General features: G+C 72.7%; 13 protein-coding genes. 3 read left to right on the forward strand and 10 right to left on the reverse strand.

Translation table 11 applies throughout. The features are described 5' to 3' along the window. Positions 1 to 29: 29 nt before the first annotated feature. The 3 genes from C593_RS0102145 to C593_RS0102155 all read right to left on the reverse strand — a co-directional run bounded on the left by C593_RS0102145 (position 30) and on the right by C593_RS0102155 (position 6,962). Positions 30 to 1,649, reverse strand: coding sequence for an ABC transporter substrate-binding protein (locus C593_RS0102145; RefSeq protein ID WP_018845664.1), 1,620 nt, complete (start codon positions 1,647 to 1,649; stop codon positions 30 to 32). Between the two features lie 428 nt (positions 1,650 to 2,077). After that, a complete protein-coding gene (gene typA / locus C593_RS0102150; RefSeq protein WP_018845665.1) occupies positions 2,078 to 3,985 on the reverse strand; it encodes a translational GTPase TypA in 1,908 nt (635 codons plus the stop codon). 550 nt (positions 3,986 to 4,535) lie between these two features. Continuing rightward, a complete protein-coding gene (locus tag C593_RS0102155; protein ID WP_037744530.1) occupies positions 4,536 to 6,962 on the reverse strand; it encodes an ABC transporter substrate-binding protein in 2,427 nt (808 codons plus the stop codon). Positions 6,963 to 7,193: 231 nt separating this feature from the next. Here C593_RS0102155 and C593_RS0102160 point away from each other — a divergent pair, with 231 nt between their 5' ends. Continuing rightward, the gene (locus C593_RS0102160) at positions 7,194 to 9,287 is read left to right on the forward strand and encodes a TPM domain-containing protein (protein WP_026277271.1); all 2,094 of its coding nucleotides are present in this window, start codon (positions 7,194 to 7,196) and stop codon (positions 9,285 to 9,287) included. A gap of 106 nt (positions 9,288 to 9,393) precedes the next feature. Continuing rightward, positions 9,394 to 10,104 carry a PspA/IM30 family protein gene (locus C593_RS0102165; RefSeq protein ID WP_018845668.1) on the forward strand — a complete coding sequence of 237 codons (711 nt, stop codon included), beginning with the start codon at positions 9,394 to 9,396 and terminating at the stop codon, positions 10,102 to 10,104. A gap of 89 nt (positions 10,105 to 10,193) precedes the next feature. On the opposite strand, the gene C593_RS0102170 is transcribed toward C593_RS0102165, so the two are convergent. From C593_RS0102170 to C593_RS0102190, 5 genes are all read right to left on the reverse strand, one after another. Next, the gene (locus tag C593_RS0102170) at positions 10,194 to 12,821 is read right to left on the reverse strand and encodes a SpoIIE family protein phosphatase (RefSeq protein WP_026277272.1); all 2,628 of its coding nucleotides are present in this window, start codon (positions 12,819 to 12,821) and stop codon (positions 10,194 to 10,196) included. A 148-nt stretch (positions 12,822 to 12,969) separates the two neighbouring features. Beyond that, a complete protein-coding gene (locus C593_RS0102175) occupies positions 12,970 to 13,395 on the reverse strand; it encodes an ATP-binding protein (protein ID WP_018845670.1) in 426 nt (141 codons plus the stop codon). A 195-nt stretch (positions 13,396 to 13,590) separates the two neighbouring features. Next, positions 13,591 to 14,025, reverse strand: a complete 435-nt coding sequence (locus C593_RS0102180) for a (deoxy)nucleoside triphosphate pyrophosphohydrolase (protein WP_051093571.1) — start codon at positions 14,023 to 14,025, stop codon at positions 13,591 to 13,593. 115 nt (positions 14,026 to 14,140) lie between these two features. After that, positions 14,141 to 14,320, reverse strand: coding sequence for an SPOR domain-containing protein (locus C593_RS0102185; RefSeq protein ID WP_018845672.1), 180 nt, complete (start codon positions 14,318 to 14,320; stop codon positions 14,141 to 14,143). 243 nt (positions 14,321 to 14,563) lie between these two features. Then, entirely contained in the window at positions 14,564 to 15,316 is a 753-nt protein-coding gene (locus C593_RS0102190) for a GntR family transcriptional regulator (RefSeq protein WP_018845673.1), read from the reverse strand. Positions 15,317 to 15,557: 241 nt separating this feature from the next. Between C593_RS0102190 and C593_RS0102195 the strand changes: the two genes are divergently transcribed. Beyond that, positions 15,558 to 16,982, forward strand: coding sequence for a glycoside hydrolase family 18 protein (locus tag C593_RS0102195; protein ID WP_018845674.1), 1,425 nt, complete (start codon positions 15,558 to 15,560; stop codon positions 16,980 to 16,982). Between the two features lie 88 nt (positions 16,983 to 17,070). Here the strand turns inward: C593_RS0102195 and C593_RS30845 are convergent, their stop codons facing one another. Next, the gene (locus C593_RS30845) at positions 17,071 to 18,252 is read right to left on the reverse strand and encodes a DUF4190 domain-containing protein (protein ID WP_018845675.1); all 1,182 of its coding nucleotides are present in this window, start codon (positions 18,250 to 18,252) and stop codon (positions 17,071 to 17,073) included. A 350-nt stretch (positions 18,253 to 18,602) separates the two neighbouring features. Continuing rightward, positions 18,603 to 20,177 (reverse strand): S8 family peptidase, encoded by a 1,575-nt coding sequence (locus C593_RS0102205; protein WP_026277273.1) that lies wholly within the window; start codon positions 20,175 to 20,177, stop codon positions 18,603 to 18,605. Between the last annotated feature and the right edge of the window lie 26 nt (positions 20,178 to 20,203).

A 20,203-nucleotide genomic window follows, 5' to 3' on the forward strand; every position in this document is an offset into this window, starting at 1 on the left:
GGCCGAGTGGGGATTAGGCCCGCCAAGGGTTACTTGACGGTGACTCCGGTGAGCTCGAGGTCACCGTGGAAGTCGACCTTGACGTTGTCGACGCCCTTACCGTGGCCACCGTTGATGCGGTAGTACCAGAGCGGGATGGACGGCATCTTCTCGAGAAGCTTCTTCTCGACCTCCTGGTAGCCCTTCACGGCCTCTTCCAGGGAGTTGGCCTTGTCGGCCTCCGCCATCATCTTGTCGATCTCGGCGTCCTTGAAGCGACCGTTGTTCGCCTCGGCCTTGGAGTTGTAGAGCTCCTTGATGAAGTTCACGTTGACCGGGTAGTCGGCCACCCAGCCACCGCGGTACATCGACTTCACCTGGTCGTTGTCACGGGCCTCGAGGTCCGTGGCGAAGTCCGGCTTGGCGTCGCCGACGCAGTCGACACCGGTCGCCTTGCGGATGGACTCGCAGACCGCGGTCACCCACTCCTTGTGGCCACCGTCGGAGTTGTACTGGATCGTGATCTTGTTGCCCGGAACGCCGCCGCCCTCGGTGACGAGCTGCTTGGCCTTCTCCGGGTTGTACGTGAACACGTCCGTACCCAGGTCCTGGTTGCCCTTGACCTGCGGCGGGGTGAAGCTCGTCGCCGGCACACGGGTGCTGTTCAGGACGGTCTTGGTGATCGTGTCACGGTCGATCGCCATGGACAGGCCCTGGCGGACCTTCGGGTCCATCTCCTTGAACGTGTCGGTGTAGAACGCCGGCACGAGGGTCTGGATCGCCGCGTACGGCTGCTCGATGGCGCCGTCGCCCAGGTCCTGCTTGTACTTCGGCAGGTCGGTCGGGCCGACCTGGCGGATGATGTCCAGGTTGCCGGAGACGACGTCCTGGTACGCGGCCTCGACGGTCGCGTAGTTCTTGAACTGGATACCCTTGTTCTGGGCCTTGTTCGGGCCCTGGTACTCATCGAAGGCCGCGACCTGGATGAGCTTCTTGCGGTTCCACTTCTCGAACTTGTACGGGCCGTTGCCGACCGGCTTCAGACCGAACGCCTTCGGGTCGTCGTAGAAGACCTTGGGCAGCGGAGCCCAGGTGGCGTAGCCGAGCTTGTAGTTGAAGTACGGGACCTTCTCCGACAGCTCGATCGTGAAGGTGGTCTCGTCGACGACCTTCAGACCGGACATCTTGTCGGACTTCGGGTCACCCTTCTCCGGGTGGACGTCGGCGTAGCCCTTGATGTCGCTGAACCAGAAGCTGTTCTGCTGCTGGTTCTTGATGTTGGCGTACCAGTTCCAGGCGTCCACGTAGGACTGCGCGGTGACAGCCTCGCCGTTGTGGAACTTCCAGCCCGGCTTGAGCTTGACGGTCCAGGTCTTGGAGTCCTCGGTCTCGACCGACTCGGCGTTCGTGTACACGATGTTGCCGTCGGCGTCGAAGTCCAGCAGCTGGGTGAAGAGCGACTGGATGACGTAGGAGCCAAGGCTCTCGTTGGTGTCGGCCGGGATCAGCGGCTTCTGCGGCTCGCCGACGTCGATCGAGACATAGCCCTCGGGCTTGCCCGAAGCGCTCTTGCCCTTGTCCGAGCCGCTGTCGCTGCCACCACAGGCAGTCGCGGCCAGAGCGACGACTATCGCACCCGCGACCCACTTGGCGCTCTTGGCACCACGCATGGGTTCCTCCTCATGAGTCCACTTGTCACTACGAGAGAGGCACTGTCTGACGCGCCGACACCCCTGACGGCGCTGCGGCAGTGCCCCGAGTGTGCTCGTGAGTCGGCGCTCCCCACAGCGCATGACCCATTGACCCGAGCTCAATGGAGCCAACTATTAAGTACGTCCGGGCCGTAAACCACACTTAAAGGGTCTCGTTTTGACAACATCAGAGGCGCCCGCCGGACCGAAATCCGGACAAAGCGAGCACAGACAGACACCCGCGAAACGGACCGTTAACACATGTTCCGGAGAGCGACGGCCGATATGCGGACACTCGGAGCACCGCGTCAGCCGGAAAACACTTTGACGGACGGCCCGGCCCCCCGCGAGTGTCCGCGGGGGGCCGGGCCGTCCGTCGTGGCTGCGCCAGGGCTTCTGGCGCTCCGTCAGGCGTGCTTGGCGCGGGAGGCGCTGCGGGCGCGCTCGCGCTGGTCCAGGACGACCTTGCGGATGCGCACGGCCTCCGGGGTCACCTCGACGCACTCGTCGTCGCGGCAGAACTCCAGGGACTGCTCCAGGGAGAGCTTGCGCGGCGGGACGATGGACTCCGCGACATCGGCCGTGGAGGAGCGCATGTTGGTGAGCTTCTTCTCCTTGGTGATGTTCACGTCCATGTCGTCGGCGCGGGAGTTCTCGCCGACGATCATGCCCTCGTAGACCTCGGTGCCCGGCTCGACGAAGAGGACGCCGCGCTCCTGGAGGTTGGTCATCGCGAAGCCCGTCACCGCGCCGGAGCGGTCGGCGACCAGGGAGCCGTTGTTGCGGGTCTGCAGCGCGCCGAACCAGGGCTCGTGGCCCTCGTGGATGGAGTGCGCGATGCCGGTGCCGCGGGTGTTCGTCAGGAACTCCGTACGGAAGCCGATCAGACCGCGGGACGGGACGACGAACTCCATGCGGACCCAGCCGGAGCCGTGGTTCGACATGTTGTCCATCCGGCCCTTGCGGACGCCCATGAGCTGGGTGACGGCGCCCATGTGCTCCTCGGGCACGTCGATCGTCATGCGCTCGACCGGCTCGTGGACCTTGCCGTCGACGTCCTTGGTGACGACCTGCGGCTTGCCGATGGTCAGCTCGAAGCCCTCGCGGCGCATCTGCTCGACCAGGATGGCCAGCGCCAGCTCACCGCGGCCCTGCACCTCCCAGGCGTCCGGGCGCTCGGTGTCCAGGACGCGCAGCGAGACGTTGCCGATGAGCTCGCGGTCCAGACGGTCCTTCACCTGGCGGGCGGTGACCTTGCGGTCCTTGACCGCGGACTTGGCGTCCGCGCCCTTGCCGGTGCCGCCGCGGCCGACCAGCGGGGACGTGTTGGTGCCGATCACCATGGAGATGGCGGGCTCGTCGACCGTGATCAGCGGCAGCGCGACCGGGTTCTCCGGGTCGGCCAGGGTCTCGCCGATCATGATGTCGGGGATGCCCGCGACGGCGCAGATGTCACCCGGGCCGGCCACCTCGGCCGGCTTGCGGGTCAGCGCCTCGGTCATCATCAGCTCGCTGATGCGCACATTGGACACCGTGCCGTCGCGCTTGATCCACGCGACCGTCTGGCCCTTGCGCAGCTCGCCCTGCTCGACGCGGAGCAGCGCGATACGGCCGAGGAAGTTGTCGGCGTCGAGGTTGGTGACGTGGGCCTGGAGCGGCGCGTCCTCCTCGTACGTCGGGGCCGGGACGTGCTCCAGGATCGTGGAGAAGAACGGCTCCAGGTTGGTGGAGTCCGCGGGGACCGTGCCGTCCTCCGGCTTGGTCAGCGAGGCGACGCCGTCACGGCCGCAGGCGTAGACGATCGGGAACTCGATCTGGTCCTCGTCGGCGTCCAGGTCGAGGAAGAGGTCGTAGGTCTCGTTGACGACCTCGTCGATCCGGGAGTCCGGACGGTCCGTCTTGTTGATGCAGAGGATGACCGGCATCCGGGCCTGGAGCGCCTTGCGGAGCACGAACCGGGTCTGCGGCAGCGGGCCCTCGGAGGCGTCGACGAGGAGCACCACGGCGTCCACCATCGACAGACCGCGCTCGACCTCGCCGCCGAAGTCGGCGTGGCCGGGGGTGTCGATGATGTTGATCGTGATGGGCGCCCCGCCGTCCTTGGGGTGGTACTTCACCGCCGTGTTCTTGGCGAGGATCGTGATGCCCTTCTCACGCTCCAGGTCGTTCGAGTCCATCATCCGGTCGTCGACGGAGTCGAGCTGGTGCGCGGCGAAGGCTCCCGCCTGCTTGAGCATGGCGTCGACGATGGTCGTCTTGCCGTGGTCGACGTGGGCGACGATGGCGACGTTGCGGATGTCATGGCGCGTGGGCATGAGTGGCTTGCGCTTCTCTCGGATCGTGGGAATCGGCGTCAGTTCCTTCGTACGCCCGCCGGGCGGACGCGCCACGGCTCCCCCCATGGTACGGGGCGGCGGCGCAGGGGACCGCGCGGCCGATCGGGGGCGGGCGGGCATGGGACGAGGATCACGCCGGGGCGCCCGGGGCGGGGTGGGGAGGGGCGCCGGTCGGGCCGGGTCGGGAGGCGGGTACGAGCTTGCCCGCCGGCGTGGCCGGCGGGCAAGGGAATTGAGCAGGTCATGAGCTTGCGCAAGCGGGTCCCGCGACTGCCCGGAGGGCCGCGGCACGCCCCGGGGGCGCGGTGGGCCCGGTGCGGGCCGGCGGATCGGAGCGCAGTCCGCCCTGACCCGCCGGCCGCTCGGGGCGGGGCCGGCGCCGATCCGCCGGCCGCTCGGGGCGGGGCCGGCGCCGATCCGCCGGCCGCTCGGGGCGGGGCCGGCGCCGATCCGGCGGCCGCTCGGGGCGGGGCCGGCGCCGATCCGGCGGCCGCTCGGGGCGGGATCCGCGCCGGTCGGCGGACGCGCCCTACGGCGTCGAGGACTCCCCGGCGGGGCTCCCGGTCGCCGTCCCGGGCTGCTCGGACGGCGTCCCGGCGGGCTTCTCGGGCCCCCCGGACGGCTTGCGGTAGCCGATGTCCTGGTAGCGCGGGGTCTCGAAACCGAAGGCCCCGACGTTCGCGAGCGAGGACTTCACCGCGACCAGGTCCGGACGCTGGTAGATCGGCACGGACCCGGCCGCGGCCCAGATCCGGGCGTCGGCCCGGTGCATCAGCTCGCGGGCGGCCTTGTCGTCCAGTTCGCCGGCCGCCTGGTCGAAGAGCTGGTCGATGTAGTCGGTGCCGACCCGGGTGTAGTTCTGCTCGACCAGCAGCGAGCCGTCCGAGGCCGGCCGGGGCTTGGCGTAGATCGGGCGGGCGTCGGTCGCCGGGTAGGCGCTGGCGGGCCAGGAGTAGAGGGCCAGGTCGTAGTCGCCGGAGGCGACGTGGTCCTTGAAGTAGCTCTCGTCGGCGACCTTGGTGACCTCGGTCCGGATGCCGATGCGCTCCAGCATCCGGGAGATCTTCGTCCCGACCGAGCGCACCTGCTCGGAGCCGGGGCCGGAGGGGAGGACGAAGCGCAGGGTCAGGGGCTTGCCGTCCTTGCCGACCGCGCCGCCGGCGGCCGCCGGGGAGGGGGCGGCGGTGCCGCGCGGGGCGTAGGCGCCGGCCATGCCGTCGCCCTTCTCCTGTCCCCTCGCGGTCGCGGTGCTGTCGGAGTCCTCGGAGGCCCCGGAGTCGCTCTCGGTCAGGGCGCGGGCCTGGCGCTCCAGGGCGAGGCTCTGGAGGGCGGCGGCCGGGGCCGGGGCGATCACCCGGGTGCCGGTGGGGGCGTGCTCGCGCAGGCGCGTGTCGGTGGCGGGCTTGTCGTCGCCCACGATGTAGAGGCCCTCGTCGGAGGCGTTGTCGGCGCCGCCGGGCTTGTCGGACTGCCCGGCGCCGTCCTCGTCCTTGTTCTCGTCCTTCTCGGAGGCGTCCTCGGAGGCGCTCTTCCCGGTGGCGTCCTTCTCGGCGCCGGCCGCCTCGGCGGGCTTCTTCTCCAGTGCCCCGCCCGGGGTCCAGCCGGCCGCGGTGAGCAGGGCCTGGGCCTCCTGGGTGTTCTGCTCGCCGAGGGCACCGCTGCTGTCCTTGTAATGGGGCTGGCCGGCCAGGGCGAGGTGGCTGCCGGGCGGATGCGCCGGAAGGCCGAGCGGACCGAGGACCGTCTCGGCCAGTTCGTCCCGGTCGATCGCGCGGGCGACGGCCCGGCGCACCCGGTCGTCGGCCAGCGGGCCGGACTCGCCGTTCATCGCGAGCTGGGTGTACGCGGGTTCCAGCGACTTGCGGACCCGGTAGCCCCGGAGCACCGACTGCTCCTCGGCGTAGCGGGCCTGCGCCTTCGCGGTGCGCTCGCGGGCCGCGCGCGCCGTCTCCGCCACACCCTCGTCGGAGCCGTGGGCCAGGGCCCAGGAGCGGAGGGCGGCGGACGGGGTGAGGTCGGAGCCGGGACCGTGGGCGAGGGGCTTGCCGCCCCGGCCGGCGTCCTTGGCGGCATAGGAGATACGTTCCGCCGCCTGGCGGTCGATGTCCGCGACGTCCAGCTTGCCGGCGGTGAGGGCGGCGATCCGCTCCTCGCGCGGGACGGCGGTCAGGACCAGGGAGTCGAGCTTGGCCCGCTCCCCCCACCAGCGCGGATTGCGGACCAGGGTGGTGGCCCCGCCGTCCCGGTCGACCTTCTCGATCCGGAAGGGGCCGGCCGTCGCCGGGAGCTCGGTGCGCGCCCCGTCGTTGAAGGCGGCGGCGGTGGCCGTCACCTCCTTCGGATAGAGGGGGGTGAACAGCGACTCCCAGTCGGCGTAGGGCTTGGTGAAGGTCACCTTGACCTCCAGGTCGTCCGTTCCGCGCTCGATCCGCTCGATCCGCTCGTACCCGGCGTTGCGGGCGGTCCAGTAGGCGGAGTCCTTGCCGCTGAGGGCGCGCCACTGGGCGAGGAAGTCGGGGGCCCCGATCTCCCGGCCGTCGCTCCAGACCGCCTGCTGGTTGATCTTGTAGAGGACGACCTGCTTGGGCTCGCGCTCGACGACCTCGGCCGATTCGAGGTAGTCCGGGTTGCGCACCGGGCGGCCGCGTTCGTCGACGGTGAAGAGGGCGGGGAGGGTGGCCGCCGCGATCCGGCCGGTCGTCGCGTCCGCGTCGGCCTGGAAGGCGTTGAGGGTGGCGGGCACCGTGTCGACGGCCCAGCGCACCGTGCCGCCGTCGGCGGTGGCGCCGCGGCCGGCGGGGGCGATGTCCTGGGCGGGCGGCTTCGCCGAGCTCCCGTCGTCCTCGGCGGTGCACGCCGCGAGGGCGGGGAGCGCGAGGACACCACTGGCGAGCAGGGCGACGGAGCGGAGCCTTCGGGAGCATGTCCGCCCGCGGGGGGCCTCGACCTGGGACATGGCCTGCACCTCTTAGTCCTGGTTCGTCGAATTTGGAGATGATCACACCGATTCCCCACTCAAGTGGACGCTCCGGCCCGCCGCGCGCCGACACGGCGGGGGCGGCCCGGAAGCTCACCCGGACAGCCCTTCGGGGGGCCGTCCGAGGGGCCCGGTGCACGGTCGCGGGCCGTGGTCCGGGGCCGTCCGGTGCGGTCGCGGCACGCCGGAGCCCGGCTTAGCCTCCGGAATGTGACGCGAACTGCCGTGCGGGCCCTGCTCTCGGCGCTGGCGGCGGCGTGGTGGCTGCTCGTGCCCGCCGTCCCGGGCGCCCTCGCCGACGAGCCCGTCGAACTGTCCCGGCAGGGCCAGGTCACCGACCGGACCGACGCCCTCGGCGACCGGGAGGACGCGGTCGCCACCGCCCTGGACCTGCTCTGGGAACGGCAGCGCCTCCAGCTGTTCGTCGTCTACGTCCGCGACTTCTCCGGAACGGCCGCCCCCGAGTGGGCCGCCCGGACCGCCGAGCGCAACGGACTCGGCGACAGCGACGTCCTCCTCGCCGTCGCCACCGGCGCCCGGCAGTACGCCTACTGGGTCGCCGACGGCTCCCGGCTCACCGACGCCCAGCTCGCCGCCGTGGCGCAGCGCGGTATCGAGCCCGCCCTGCGGGAGAACGACTGGGCCGGGGCGGCGATCGGGGCGGCCGACGGGTACGACGCCGTGCTCGCCGGGCGCCCGGTGCCGGAGGTCGCCGTCACACCCGGGCAGGCGGACCCGGGCGGCGGCGGGGACGCCGGCCCCGGCACGGGCGACCTGGTGCTGCCCATCGCGGTGATCGGCACGGCGGGCGCGCTCGCCGCGTACACGTACACCAAGCGGCGGCGGCGCACCGAGACCCGGACCACGCCCCGGGGCGGCCAGGAGGGCTGGGGCGCTCCGCCGGCCACCCCGCTGCCGGAGCTGGACGGGCGGGCCCGGCGGGCCCTGGTCGACACGGACGACGCGATCCGCACCAGCCAGGAGGAACTCGGCTTCGCCACCGCCCAGTTCGGCGAGGTGGCGGCCCGCCCGTTCACCGAGGCCCTGGCGCACGCCCAGGGCGAGCTGACCGCCGCGTTCCGGCTGCGCCAGCAGCTCGACGACGCGTACCCGGAGGACGAGGCGGCCCGGCGGCGGATGCTGGAGGAGATCCTGGCCCGCTGCGCCGAGGCCAACCGGCGGCTGGACGCCGAGTCCGAGGCCTTCGACCGGCTGCGCGCCATGGAGCGGAACGCGCCCGCGGCGCTCGCCGCCGCGCAGAGTGCCCACGACGAGACCGCCGGGCGGATGATCAGCGCGGAGGCCGCCCTCGGGGTGATGCGCGAGCGCTACGCCCCGACCGCCTCCGCGCCCGTCGCCGGGGCGGTGGACGAGGCGGCCGGCCGGCTGGAGTTCGCGGCCGGGGCGCTGGCCGAGGCGCGCAAGGCCGTGGAGAGCGGCGACCACGGGACCGCCGCCGTCCAGGTGCGGGCCGCCGAGGGGGCCGTCGCGCAGGCGGTGCTGCTGGTGGACGCCGTGGACCGGCGGGCGCAGGAGCTGGCCGGGGCGGCGGGGCGGCTGCCGGGGGCGCTGACCGAGACCGAGGCCGACCTCGCCGAGGCCCGCGGCGTGCTCGAGGGCACTCCGGACGGGGTGGCCACGGCGGCCCTCCAGGGGCGGGTGGCCCGGGCCGAGACGGTCGCCGGGGAGGTACGGCGGGAGACGGAGGCGGGGCCGTACGACCCGATCGACGCGCTGCGCCGGGTGGAGGAGGCGGACGCCGCCCTCGACGAGGCGCTGGCCGGGGTCCGTGAGCGGGAGCAGGGTTCCCGGCGGGCCCGGGCCCTGCTGGACCGGGCGCTGTTCGGCGCGCGGGCGGCCGTGGACGCGGCGGCCGACTACATCGCCACCCACCGGGGCGCGGTCGGCAGCGAGGCGCGCACCCGCCTGGCCGAGGCGCGGCGGCGGCTGGAGCGGGCGGAGTCGCTGAGCGGCGACGGCTCGGGCACCGGGGGCGATCCCCAGGCCGCTCTGGCGGAGGCGCAGCGGGCCGACGCGATGGCCCAGGAGGCGCAGACCCTCGCCGAGAACGACGTCCGGGGTTACGGCGGCGGCCCCGGCGGCGGGATGCGGGGCGGGCCCGGCGGCGGGCTGGGCGGCGCGGTCCTCGGCGGGATCATCCTCGGCGGCATGCTCGGCGGCCGCGGGGGCGGGGGCGGGGGCGGGGGGTACGGCGGCGGCTTCGGCGGTGGTTTCGGGGGCGGCCGTCCCGGCAGCTTCGGCGGCGGGGGCACACGGGGCCGGATGGGCGGCGGCCGCTTCTGACCCCGGAGCCGCCCGCCCCGGCCGCGTATCCCCGGGCCCGTACCGACGAGGCTGCAGTTCACCAGGTTCGAAGGCTCCTGTTCACCAGGTTCAAGGGAGAGTGGCGATGACCAAGCAGACCGTCCTCGGACGGGTGGCCCAACTGGCGAGGGCGAACATCAACGCGCTCCTCGACCAGGCGGAGGACCCGCAGAAGATGCTGGACCAGCTCATCCGCGACTACAGCAACAACATCGCCGACGCCGAGCAGGCCGTCGCGACCACCATCGGCAACCTGCGGCTGATGGAGCAGGACCACCGGGAGGACGTGGACGCGGCGGCGGAGTGGGGCGGCAAGGCGCTCGCGGCCAGCAGAAAGGCCGACGAACTGCGCGCGGCGGGCAGCGTCCCGGACGCCGACCGCTTCGACAACCTGGCGAAGGTGGCGCTCGGCCGGCAGCTGGCGTCGGAGAAGGAGGCGCGGGCCGCCGAGCCGGTGATCGCCTCGCAGACCGAGGTCGTCGAGAAGCTCAAGTCCGGTCTCCAGCAGATGAAGGAGAAGCTCTCCCAGCTCCAGGCGAAGCGGGACGAACTGGTCGCGCGGGCGAAGTCCGCCGAGGCGCAGAACCGGATGACGGACGCGGTGCGGAGCATCGACGTCCTGGACCCGACCAGCGAGCTGAACCGTTTCGAGGACAAGGTCCGCCGCGAGGAGGCCCGGGCGCTGGGCACGCAGGAGCTGGCCGCCTCCTCGCTGGACGCGCAGTTCGAGCAGCTGGACGCGGTGGGGGACGGCGCCGAGATCGAGGCGAGGCTGGCGGCGCTGAAGTCGGCGTGAGAGGCGAGACCGGCGGCGCTGAAGCCGGCGTGGGAGGCGGGTCTTCCGGCGCCCGGTCCTCAGAGGGCCGGGCGCCGGAAGACCGGCCGTCAGAACATGCTCAGGAGCTGGTCCACCGTCGGCTCCGCCGTCCCGCCGCCCTCCTCGGGCAGGCCCAGTTCGAACCAGACCGTCTTGCCGCGCGGGGTCCGCCGGGAGCCCCAGCCGGAGCTGAGCAGGCCCACCAGCTGGAGGCCGCGGCCGCCCTCGTCGGTGTCGCGGGCACGCCGGCGGCGGGGCTGGACCAGGCCCGCGTCCCAGACCTCGCAGACCAGGGTGCGGTCCCGCAGCAGCCGCAGCCGTATCTCGCCCTCGCCGTAGCGGAGCGCGTTGGTGACCAGTTCGCTGACGAGGAGTTCGACGGTGTCGGCCAGGGCGTCCAGGTCCCAGGCGGTGAGCTGGGTCCGGGCCAGTTCCCGGGCGCGGCCCACCGAGCGGGGCTCGCGGGGCAGGCGCCAGTCGCCCACCGACTCGGCGGGCAGGCCCTGGATGCGGGCCATGAGGAGAGCGATGTCGTCCTCACCGTGGCGGGTGTCCAGGGTGGAGAGGACGTGGTCGCAGACGTCCTCCAGGGGGCGGCCCGGGTCGCCGAGGGCGGCGCGGAACGCCTGGAGGCCCTCGTCGAGGGGGTGGTCGCGGGACTCCACCAGGCCGTCGGTGTAGAGCGCGAGCAGGGAGCCCTCGGGGAGTTCGACCTCCACCTCCTCGAAGGGTTCGCCGCCGACGCCGAGGGGCATCCCGGGCGGTACGTCCAGGAGCAGCGCTTCGTCCCCCGGTTCGACCAGGACGGGCGGCAGGTGGCCCGCGTTGGCGAAGGTGCAGCGGCGGGTGACCGGGTCGTAGACCGCGTAGACGCAGGTCGCGAGGTAGACCTCGGCGAGGTCGGCCTCCTGGGTGCCGCGGGGGGCCGAGCCGCCCGCCGGGCCGGAGCGCCTGAGCTGGGAGGGGGTGCCGGGGCCGCCGAGGCCGCGGGCGATCTCGTCGAGAGCCGACAGCACCTCGGCGGGTTCCAGGTCGAGCAGGGCCAGGGTCCGTACGGCGGTGCGGAGTTCGCCCATGGCGACGGCGGCACGCAGACCGCGGCCCATGACGTCGCCGACGACCAGGGCGGTGCGGTGGCCGGGGAGTTCGATGACGTCGAACCAGTCGCCGCCGACCTCGGTGGTGGTGGTGCCGGGCAGATAGCGGCAGGCGATGTCCAGTCCGGCGGCCTCGGGGTCGCCGGGCGGGAGCAGGCTGCGCTGGAGGATCAGGGCGCGTTCGTGCTCGCGGCGGTAGAGGCGGGCGTTGTCGATGCAGACGGCCGCGCGGGAGGCGAGCTCGACGGCGAGGGCCCGGTCGCGCTCGCCGAACGGCTCGCTGCCCTTGGCCCGCGCGAACTGGACCAGTCCGACGACGGTGTCGTGGGCGACCATCGGCACGGCGAGGGCGGACTGCACCAGACTGCCCTCCGCCCCGGGCAGGGAGCGGACCCTCGCGGTGCGCAGGGCGTCCGCGCAGGGGGAGTTGAACGGGTAGCGGTGGACCTCGCCGACAGCCGCGGGCGCAGCGCCGTTCTCGACGCAGTCCGGGGTGGCGACGAGGGGCGCGTCCGAGACGGCGCTGGCGAAGGCGACCCGGCGCAGCTCGGCGGTGCCGCCGCCGTAGCTCTCCGAGTGGGCGGAGCCGAACTGGCCGGGCGGGGCCTCGTCCCCGGTGAGCAGGCCCTGGTAGAGGTCGACGGAGGCGAGGTCGCAGAAGCCCGGGACGGCGACGTCCAGCAGCTCGCGGGCGGTGGTCTCCAGGTCGAGGGAGTTGCCGATCCGGGCTCCGGCCTCGTTGAGGAGGGCCAGGTTCCGGCGGGCGTTGGCGGCCTCCCGGGCGGCGATCTGACGGCGGGTGACATCGGTGCCGAGCCCGGCGACGCCGACGGGCCGGCCCGATCCGCCGTGCACGCGGTAGAGGTTGACCGACCAGTGGCGGCGTTCGCTGCTGCCGGCCACCGTGCCGGAGATCTGGAGGTCGGTGACGGACTCCCCGGTGGCGAGGACATGACGCAGGGCCGCGTCCAGGCGTTCGGCCTCGGGGCGCTGGAGGTAGTCGTGGACGGTGCGCCCGCGGTGCTCCTCGGCCTCGCCGCCGAAGACGGTGGCGAAGCGGCGGTTGGCCCGCTGCACCGTCAGATCGGCACCGAACAGGAGGAATCCAAATGGGGATTGGCCGAAAATAGCCTGTGAAGCGGCGAGATCGCTCTCGATCCTGCGCAGCGCACGCACATCGACCACGATGCACAGGGCCGCCTGCCGGCCGTCCTCCGCCTCGCTCGGCATGACGTAGATCTCGGCGAGTCCGTGCACCGCCCGGCCGCGCCCGCCGGGTGGCCGCGCGCCGTCGGGGGCGCCGGAGCCGCCGGGGACGCGGAACGGGACCAGGCCCGTCCACTCCTTGCCGTCGAGGATCTCGGCGACCTTGCGCCGTCCGCGCGTGCGCAGTTCGGCGGGGAGGAAGACCTCGATCGGGTCCTTGCCCCTGACCTGCTCGGACGTGATGCCGAACAGTTCGGCGGCACGCCGGCTCCACTGGTCGACCAACCCGTCCGGCCCGATCGAGAAGGATGCGACCTTGATGTAGTCGTAGATCGAGCCAGGCGGGCTGCTCTGCCACATGACGCCGCTCGACGTCCCAGGTATCTCGCTCACGCGACCGTCCCCTCCAGCTCACCGCACCGGACCGGCCATGACCGCAGTATTCAGCACTACGGCCCCGGCGGACACGGCGTTCACGATCACAGAGAGGTCTCGTTCATTTCCGGCCGAGTTCTCCGTGATCGTCGTCCCTCCCCGACTCCTAACCAGTCAGAGCCAGCTCGAACCACACCGTCTTGCCCGTTCTGCCGCGCCGGGTACCCCAGCGGCGGGCCGAACAGGCCACCAGTTGCAGGCCGCGGCCCCCTTCGTCCTCCGGGCGGGCGGCCTTGGCGACGGGTGGGTCCGGGAGGGGGTCGGAGACTTCGACGCGCAGGGCGGACGGCGGCGCGGACGGATCGGGGCCGGCCAGCAGGACGAGGCGGACGCCGACCGGTCCCGCCGTGTAGCGCTGGGAGTTGGTGACCAGCTCGCTCACCAGGAGGACCACCAGATCCCGCGCGGTGTCGTCGGCGCCCCAGTCCCGCAGGGTGTCGCGTACGGCGTGACGGGCGGCGCGCACGGCGCCCGGGCGCGCGGGGAAGCTCCATTCGGCGCAGGCGCCTTCGGTGCCGACCACGTCGCTCACGCCGCTCACTTCCCCGGACTTCGCCGAACTTCGCCAAACGGCTCACGACCCCACACCCTTTTCGGGGGACAAAATGCACATACCCCTTTTACCTGGGTGGGTACCGTGACGGCCGGGACGGGTGTGACGGGCCCGGCGCGCGGGGGCGCAGGCAGGGCAGGCGGCAGCCGCGCGGGGACGCACGCAGGGCAGGCGTCAGCCGCGCGGGGGCTCGTCGGCCCGCTCCCCCGGCTCCGCACGGGCGAGGAGCAGCCGGACGGCCTCCGCGACCGCGGGCCGGTCCTGGTCGAGCCAGTCCACGTCGTCCCGTTCGTGCGGGGCGAGCCAGCGGACGGCGTCGTGCTCCTGGAGCGGGCGGGGGCGGCCGGAGAGGATGCGCACGGTCCACACCTGGAGGACATAGCCGGGCTTCAGGGGCCACTGGCCCGGGACGCGCTCCACGGGCTCGGTCTCGATGTCCAGTTCCTCGCGGAGTTCGCGCACCAGGGCCTGCTCGGGGCTCTCCCCCGGCTCCTGTTTGCCGCCGGGCAGCTCCCACCGGCCCGCCAGTTCCACGGGGGTGCTCCGACGGGCGGCGAGCAGCCGCCCGTCGTCGTACACGGCACCGGCCACCACCACACGCTCGTCCATGCGCCGGAGCGTACTGCGCCGACGCACGGGGGTGCGGACGGGCCGGGGGCGGAGTCACGGGCGGGCGGGCCAGGGGCCGGGGGACGGGCCGTCAGGGGCCCGTCCGGCCGGTGGATCAGCGCCCCGGCTGACCGACCGGTTCGACCGAGTAGAGCTGCTTGTGGCCGCGCACGTCGAGGGAGTCCGCGATCCGTTCCGCTTCGGCCCGGGTCGCGTACCGGCCGACGCGGTACCGGTTGCCGTTGTCGTCCTGCCGTACCACCTGCCAGGGGAGCACGGCGGCGCCTTCCGTCATCGCGTCCCTCCCCAGGTCGTGCCGAGCGTCCGTAACCATCGCCGGGAAACCGCACTACGCATATGCCCAAGCGTACGCCTGACCTTCACTGAGCGGATACGTGTTTTCACAAAGAGACAGCACGAGGGGGCGCATCCGGCTGGATACGCCCCCTCCACGGCCGAGGAAGCGCCATCCGCAGCGCCCTCCCCCGTCCCCGGTTCTCGGCTCCCCGCCCCCGGCTCCTGGCTCCCGGCTCCCGGCTCAGCGCACCGGGAGGTGGTACGCCACGCGGTAGCGGTCCGCCGGGACCACCACGTCCGCCGTCTCGACCGCGCGCCCGGAGGCGTAGTACGTCCGCTCGATCACCATCACCACATGGCCCGGCACCCCGCCGAGCGCGAGCAGTTCCTCGGCGAGGCCGGGGCGGGCGCCGACCTGCTCCACCACGTTGTCCACGACGACGTCGATGGCGGCCATCCGCTCGACCACACCGCAGCCGCCGAGCGGCCCCTCCTCGGGGAGCATCACGGGAGTGCGCCCGGTGACCGCCAGCGGCTCCCAGGAGGTCGAGATCATCATGGCCTCGCCCGCGTCCCGGTAGAGGTAGCGGGTGCGCATCACGCGGTCGCCCAGCTCGACGCCGAGGCGCCCGGCGATCTCGGGGCCGGCGACCTCCTGCTCACTGCTCGACTCCCAGGTGCCGCGAGCCCCCTCGTCCGCCTGCTCCTGCCGGAAAGGGCTGGCGCCCGACGGCGGCCGGAAGCCCGTGCGGGCGACCCGGCGCGGCACGGGCCGCTCGCGCACATACGTCCCCGAGCCGGACCGGCCCTCGACGAGCCCCTCTGCCATGAGCACCTTGCGCGCCTCCAGCGCGACGGTGTCCGAGACTCCGTACTCCTGGCGGATGCGCGCCTGCGACGGCAGCCGGGTGTGCGGCGGCAGCGCGCCGTTCACGATCTTCTGCCGCAGATCGCTCGCAACGCGAAGATAGGCGGGCTGCTCACCGAATGTCACTGGCCACTCCCAACAGGTTGACAGACAGCAACAGAGTGGCAACCGTCGGTTGTTGACCGCAAGTGTGGGCCACAGTTTCACTCGATGTGATGACTTACCGGTGAGCAGGGGTTTACCCGGGGTATGCCCGGTCGCTCCGCCCGACCCCTTGACCCTAATGGTCCAGACCAATAACTTCCTGCGTGCACGCACGACTTCGCTCCTCCCCCGTCGGCACACGCACAGGAACGAGCCCAGCCCCATGCGTCGAAACACCCTCCTCCGCACGGCAGTCGCCGTCAGCGCCCTCTCCCTCGTGGCCACCCTGGCCCCCGCCGCGGCCGCCACGGGCGGCGAGCGGCACGGGGAACGACACGGGGACCGGCCCGGCGACCGGCACTCCGCCCCCGCCTACAAACGCGTCGGCTACTTCACCCAGTGGGGCGTCTACGGCCGCGACTTCCAGGTCAAGGACATGGACACCAGCGGCCAGGCCGCCAAGCTCACCCACATCAACTACGCCTTCGGCAACGTGAGCGCCGAGGGGAAGTGCTTCACCGGCAACATCCCCGGGGAGGCCGACGCCTGGGCGGACTACGCGCGCCCGCTGGAGGCCGCGGACTCCGTGGACGGTGTCGCCGACACCCCCGACCAGCGCCTGGCCGGCAACTTCAACCAGCTTCGCGAGCTCAAGGCCAAGCACCCCGGGCTCAAGGTGATGATCTCCCTCGGCGGCTGGAGCTGGTCCACCCACTTCTCGGACGCCGTCCGCACCCCCGCCTCCCGCAAGGCCCTGGTCTCCTCCTGCATCGACCTCTACATCAAGGGCGATCTGCCGGTCGACGGCGCCCGCGGCGGCGAGGGCGCGGCGGCCGGGCTCTTCGACGGCATCGACCTCGACTGGGAGTGGCCCGGCTCGGCGGGCGACACCGACACCGTCTTCAGGCCGGAGGACAAGAAGAACTTCACCGCGCTGGTCCGCGAGTTCCGCTCCCAGCTCGACGCGTACGCGAAGTCGCAGGCGAAGCCGAACGCGACGGTCAAGGCGCAGGAACACGGCGACGGCAAGGGCAAGCACAGGCCGAAGCCCAGGCACTACGAGCTGACCGCCTTCGTGCCCACCGCACCGGAGAAGATCGACGCCGGCTTCGAAGTCCGCAAGATCATGCGGGACCTGGACTTCGTGACCCTCCAGGGTTACGACTTCCATGTGTCGGGCGAGCCGGTCACCAACCAGCAGTCCGCGCTGCGCGCCCCGGGCGACTTCAGCGTCGACCAGACCGTCCGCGACTGGCTGCGCCGGGGCGCTCCGGCGCGCAAGCTGGTGGTCGGCATGCCGTTCTACGGACAGGGCTGGACCGGGGTGACGGGCGGCGGCGACGGCCTCAACCAGCCCGCCGCGGGCCCGGCCCCGGCGACCTGGGCGAACGGCTACGAGGACTACAAGGCCCTCAAGAAGCTGGCCCGGTCCGGCACGTACAGGATCCACCGCGATCTGCGGAACGGGCACGCGTGGATCTTCGACGGCACCACCCTGTGGACCTACGACGACCCCCAGGTGCTGCGCACCAAGTCCGCGTATGTGCGGTCGATGGGGCTGGGCGGCGCGATGTTCTGGTCGCTGGACGGCGACACGGCCGACGGCGAGCTGATGACCGCCGTCGACCGGGGGCTCGGACGCCGCTGAGGCCCGCGTCCGCCTGCCCGGACGCCCTTGAGAACCCCTGTCCCGGGGCGGGCCGCTCCGGGACGGGGCAGGCGGGACCGGCGTCGGCTCAGACGCCGGTCCCGCCGTCCGGCGTGCGCGCCGTGGCGGCGGCCGCGCGTGCGGCGGCGCGTGCGGCCGGGGCGCGCTCGCCGGTTCCGGTGGCCTCGTCCGTCCCCACCGCCTCGTCCGTCACGGCGGCCTCCTCCGTCCTGGTGGCCTTGTCCGTCCCGATGGCCTCGTCCGTCACGGCGGCCTCCTCCGTCCTGGTGGCCTTGTCCGTCCCGATGGCCTCGCCTGTCCTGGCGGCCTCGTCCGTCCCCGCAGCCTCGCCTGTCCCGGTGGCCTCGTGGGTCACCGCCTCGGCGCCGCCGTCCGTGTCACCGGTACCGCCGGTGGCTCCGTCGGCGCCCTCCCCCGTGCCCTCGTCCGTGCCGGCGCCGTCCGCCAGGGTGCCGGTGAGCTTGCCCTCGGTGGCCGCCAGGGCACAGGTCACCGTCCGGTCGCCGAGGGCCCAGCTTTCCCGGGTCGGCAGGTAGTAGTAGTTGGCGATGTGCGGTGCCAGGGCGGTGGGGTCGGGCACATGGGCGTCGCTGATGGCGTTGCACCGCCGCTCCATGGCCGTGTCGTCCGCGGCCGAGCCGGGGTAGCCGTCCGAGCCGCGCAGGCGGTAGCCGCCGGTCACCTCGGCGTCGTGCGGCTCCGCGCAGTCGACGGTCGGGACGGAGGCCGTCTCGGTCTCGTCGGGGACCTCCGCCCCCGGGATGTCGAAGCAGTCGCCCTTCTCCAGGTCGAAGGGGCTGCTGGAGTTCGTGGCCTCCTCCACGCCCTCGCTGAAGCCGCGCCAGAACTCGCCCGCCGCGCCCGAGACCGTCCAGACCACCACCAGCAGGGTGCTGACCGCGGACAGAGCGACGCCCGCCACGGCCATGCCCTTGCCGCGCTGCCCGGTGCGCCGGATCTGGCGGAGCGCGATCAGACCGAGGATCAGGCCCAGGGGCGGCAAGCAGCAGACGATGCCGGTGACGAGGGCGGCGATGGCGAGGCCGTTGTGGGAGTCACCGCCCTGGCGCGGGGGCGGTGGGTAGGGGCCGTAGCCGCCGCCGTAGGGGTACGGAGCAGCGGGCGGGCCGTAGCCGGGCGGGGGCGTCCCGTACGGCTGCTGCGGGGGCACGGGCGGCTGCTGGGGGTGCGGGGGCCCGCCCCACGACTGCTGCGGGTCCGGCCGGCCGCCGGGGGCTGCGGGGTCCACGACTCGGTGCTCCTCGGTGCTGTAAGGAATCGGCGTCCGGTGTCCGGGGTTCCGGCGGAACCCTGCCCGGTGTCCGGGGTTCCGGCGGACCCGGGCCGATCGGCCGCGCGCGTTCGGAACGGCGGGCGGATCATACGACGAAGCACGGCGGGGGCGGCAGGCGCGGGGCGGTCCCGGCACATGAGAGCGGACGGGGCGGGAACGGGCGCGGGGCGGGGCGGGCGGGACCGGTCGGACGCGGGGCCGGGCGCGCGGAGCGGGCGGCGGCCCGGGAACGCGGGAGGGACGGCCGCGGACGGCCGTCCCTCCCTCACTGCGCCGGCGCGCGCCTCAGCGCACAGCCGGGTACCTCAGAACTGCAGCGACCAGGCGTCGATCTTGCCCGTGTCCCAGTTGGCGTTGTCCGCGACCCGCAGCTTCCAGACGCCGTTGGCCGGCTCGGAGGAGGCGTTCACCGTGTAGGTGGTGATCACGTTGTCCGAACTGCCGCCGGAGCCGAAGGCCTTCAGGTTGTAGACCGAGCCGTCGGGCGCGACCAGGTCGATCTTCAGGTCGCCGATGTAGGTGTGCTTGATGTCGACCGAGACGGCCAGGTTCGACGGCGCGTTGCCGGTCACACCGCTGACGGTGATCGGCGACTCGACGGTGGAGTTGTCCTGGATCGCGTAGTCGCCGGTGTTCTCGAACTTGTCTCCGGGCGGCGGCGTGGTGCCGCCGCCGCCCACGTTGAGCAGCCGGTTCGGCGAACCGGAGCCGGGGTTGGTCACCTTGCCCTGGGTGGCGGCGGAGGTGAGCGCGGCCGAGACCTGCGCCGGGGTGGCGCTCGGGTTCCCGTCCAGGTAAAGCGCCGCCGCGCCCGCGACGTGCGGGGCCGCCATCGAGGTGCCGGAGATCGTGTTCGTCGCCGAGTTGCTGGTGTGCCAGGCGGACGTGATCGAGGAGCCCGGCGCGAAGATGTCCACCACGCTGCCGTAGTTGGAGAAGCTGGAGCGGGCGTCGGTGCTGGTGGTGGAGCCGACGGTGATGCCCTCCGTGACGCGCGCCGGCGAGTAGTTGGCCGCGTTGGCGCCGCTGTTGCCCGCCGCGATCGCGTAGGTGATGCCGGATGCGATCGAGTTGCGGACGGCCGCGTCGAGGACCGGGTCGGCCCCGCCGCCGAGGCTCATGTTGGCGACGGCCGGCTTCACCGCGTTCTGCGTCACCCAGTCGATACCGGCGACGACCTGCTCGGTCGTGCCGGAGCCCTGGTTGTTGAGGACGCGGACGCCGACGATCTTCGCCTTCTTGGCGACGCCGTGGGCGGTGCCGGCGACGGTTCCGGCGACGTGGGTGCCGTGGCCGTTGCCGTCCTGCGCGGTGTTGTCGTTGTCGATGGCGTCGTAGCCGTTGAAGGCCCGTCCGCCGAAGTCGCTGTGGGAGATGCGGACACCGGTGTCGATGATGTAGGCGGTGACGCCCTCACCGGCCGGGTCCGGGTAGGTGTAGCTCTGGTTCAGCGGGAGCGACTGCTGGTCGATCCGGTCGAGGCCCCAGGACGGCGGGTTCGGCTGGGTGCCGGTGATCGTGAACGTGCGGTTCTGTACGACGGACTCGACGGCCGGGTCCGCTGCGAACTTCTTGGCCTGCGCCTCGGTGAGCTGGACCGAGTAGCCGTTGACGGCGGCCTTGAACGTCCGCTTGATCTTGGCTCCGTACTCGGCCGCGAGGGCCTTGCCCTCCTTGGAGCCCGCGTCTGCCTCGGACTCGTCGAGCGTCACGATGTAGCTGCCCTTGATCGCGCCGGGGGCGCCGGCGTTCGCGATGACGCCGTCCGGGGCCGGCTCGGCCGCGGCGGGAAGGGCGGAAACCGTGCCGGCCGCGAGGGCGGCGACGGCTATGGCGCTGGCCGCGGCGATTCTTCGCCGCGAGTTACGCATCACAGACATGTGAGGGGTCCTCCTCATAGGTGGTG

It is taken from the genome of Streptomyces sp. CNT372 (assembly GCF_000377145.1).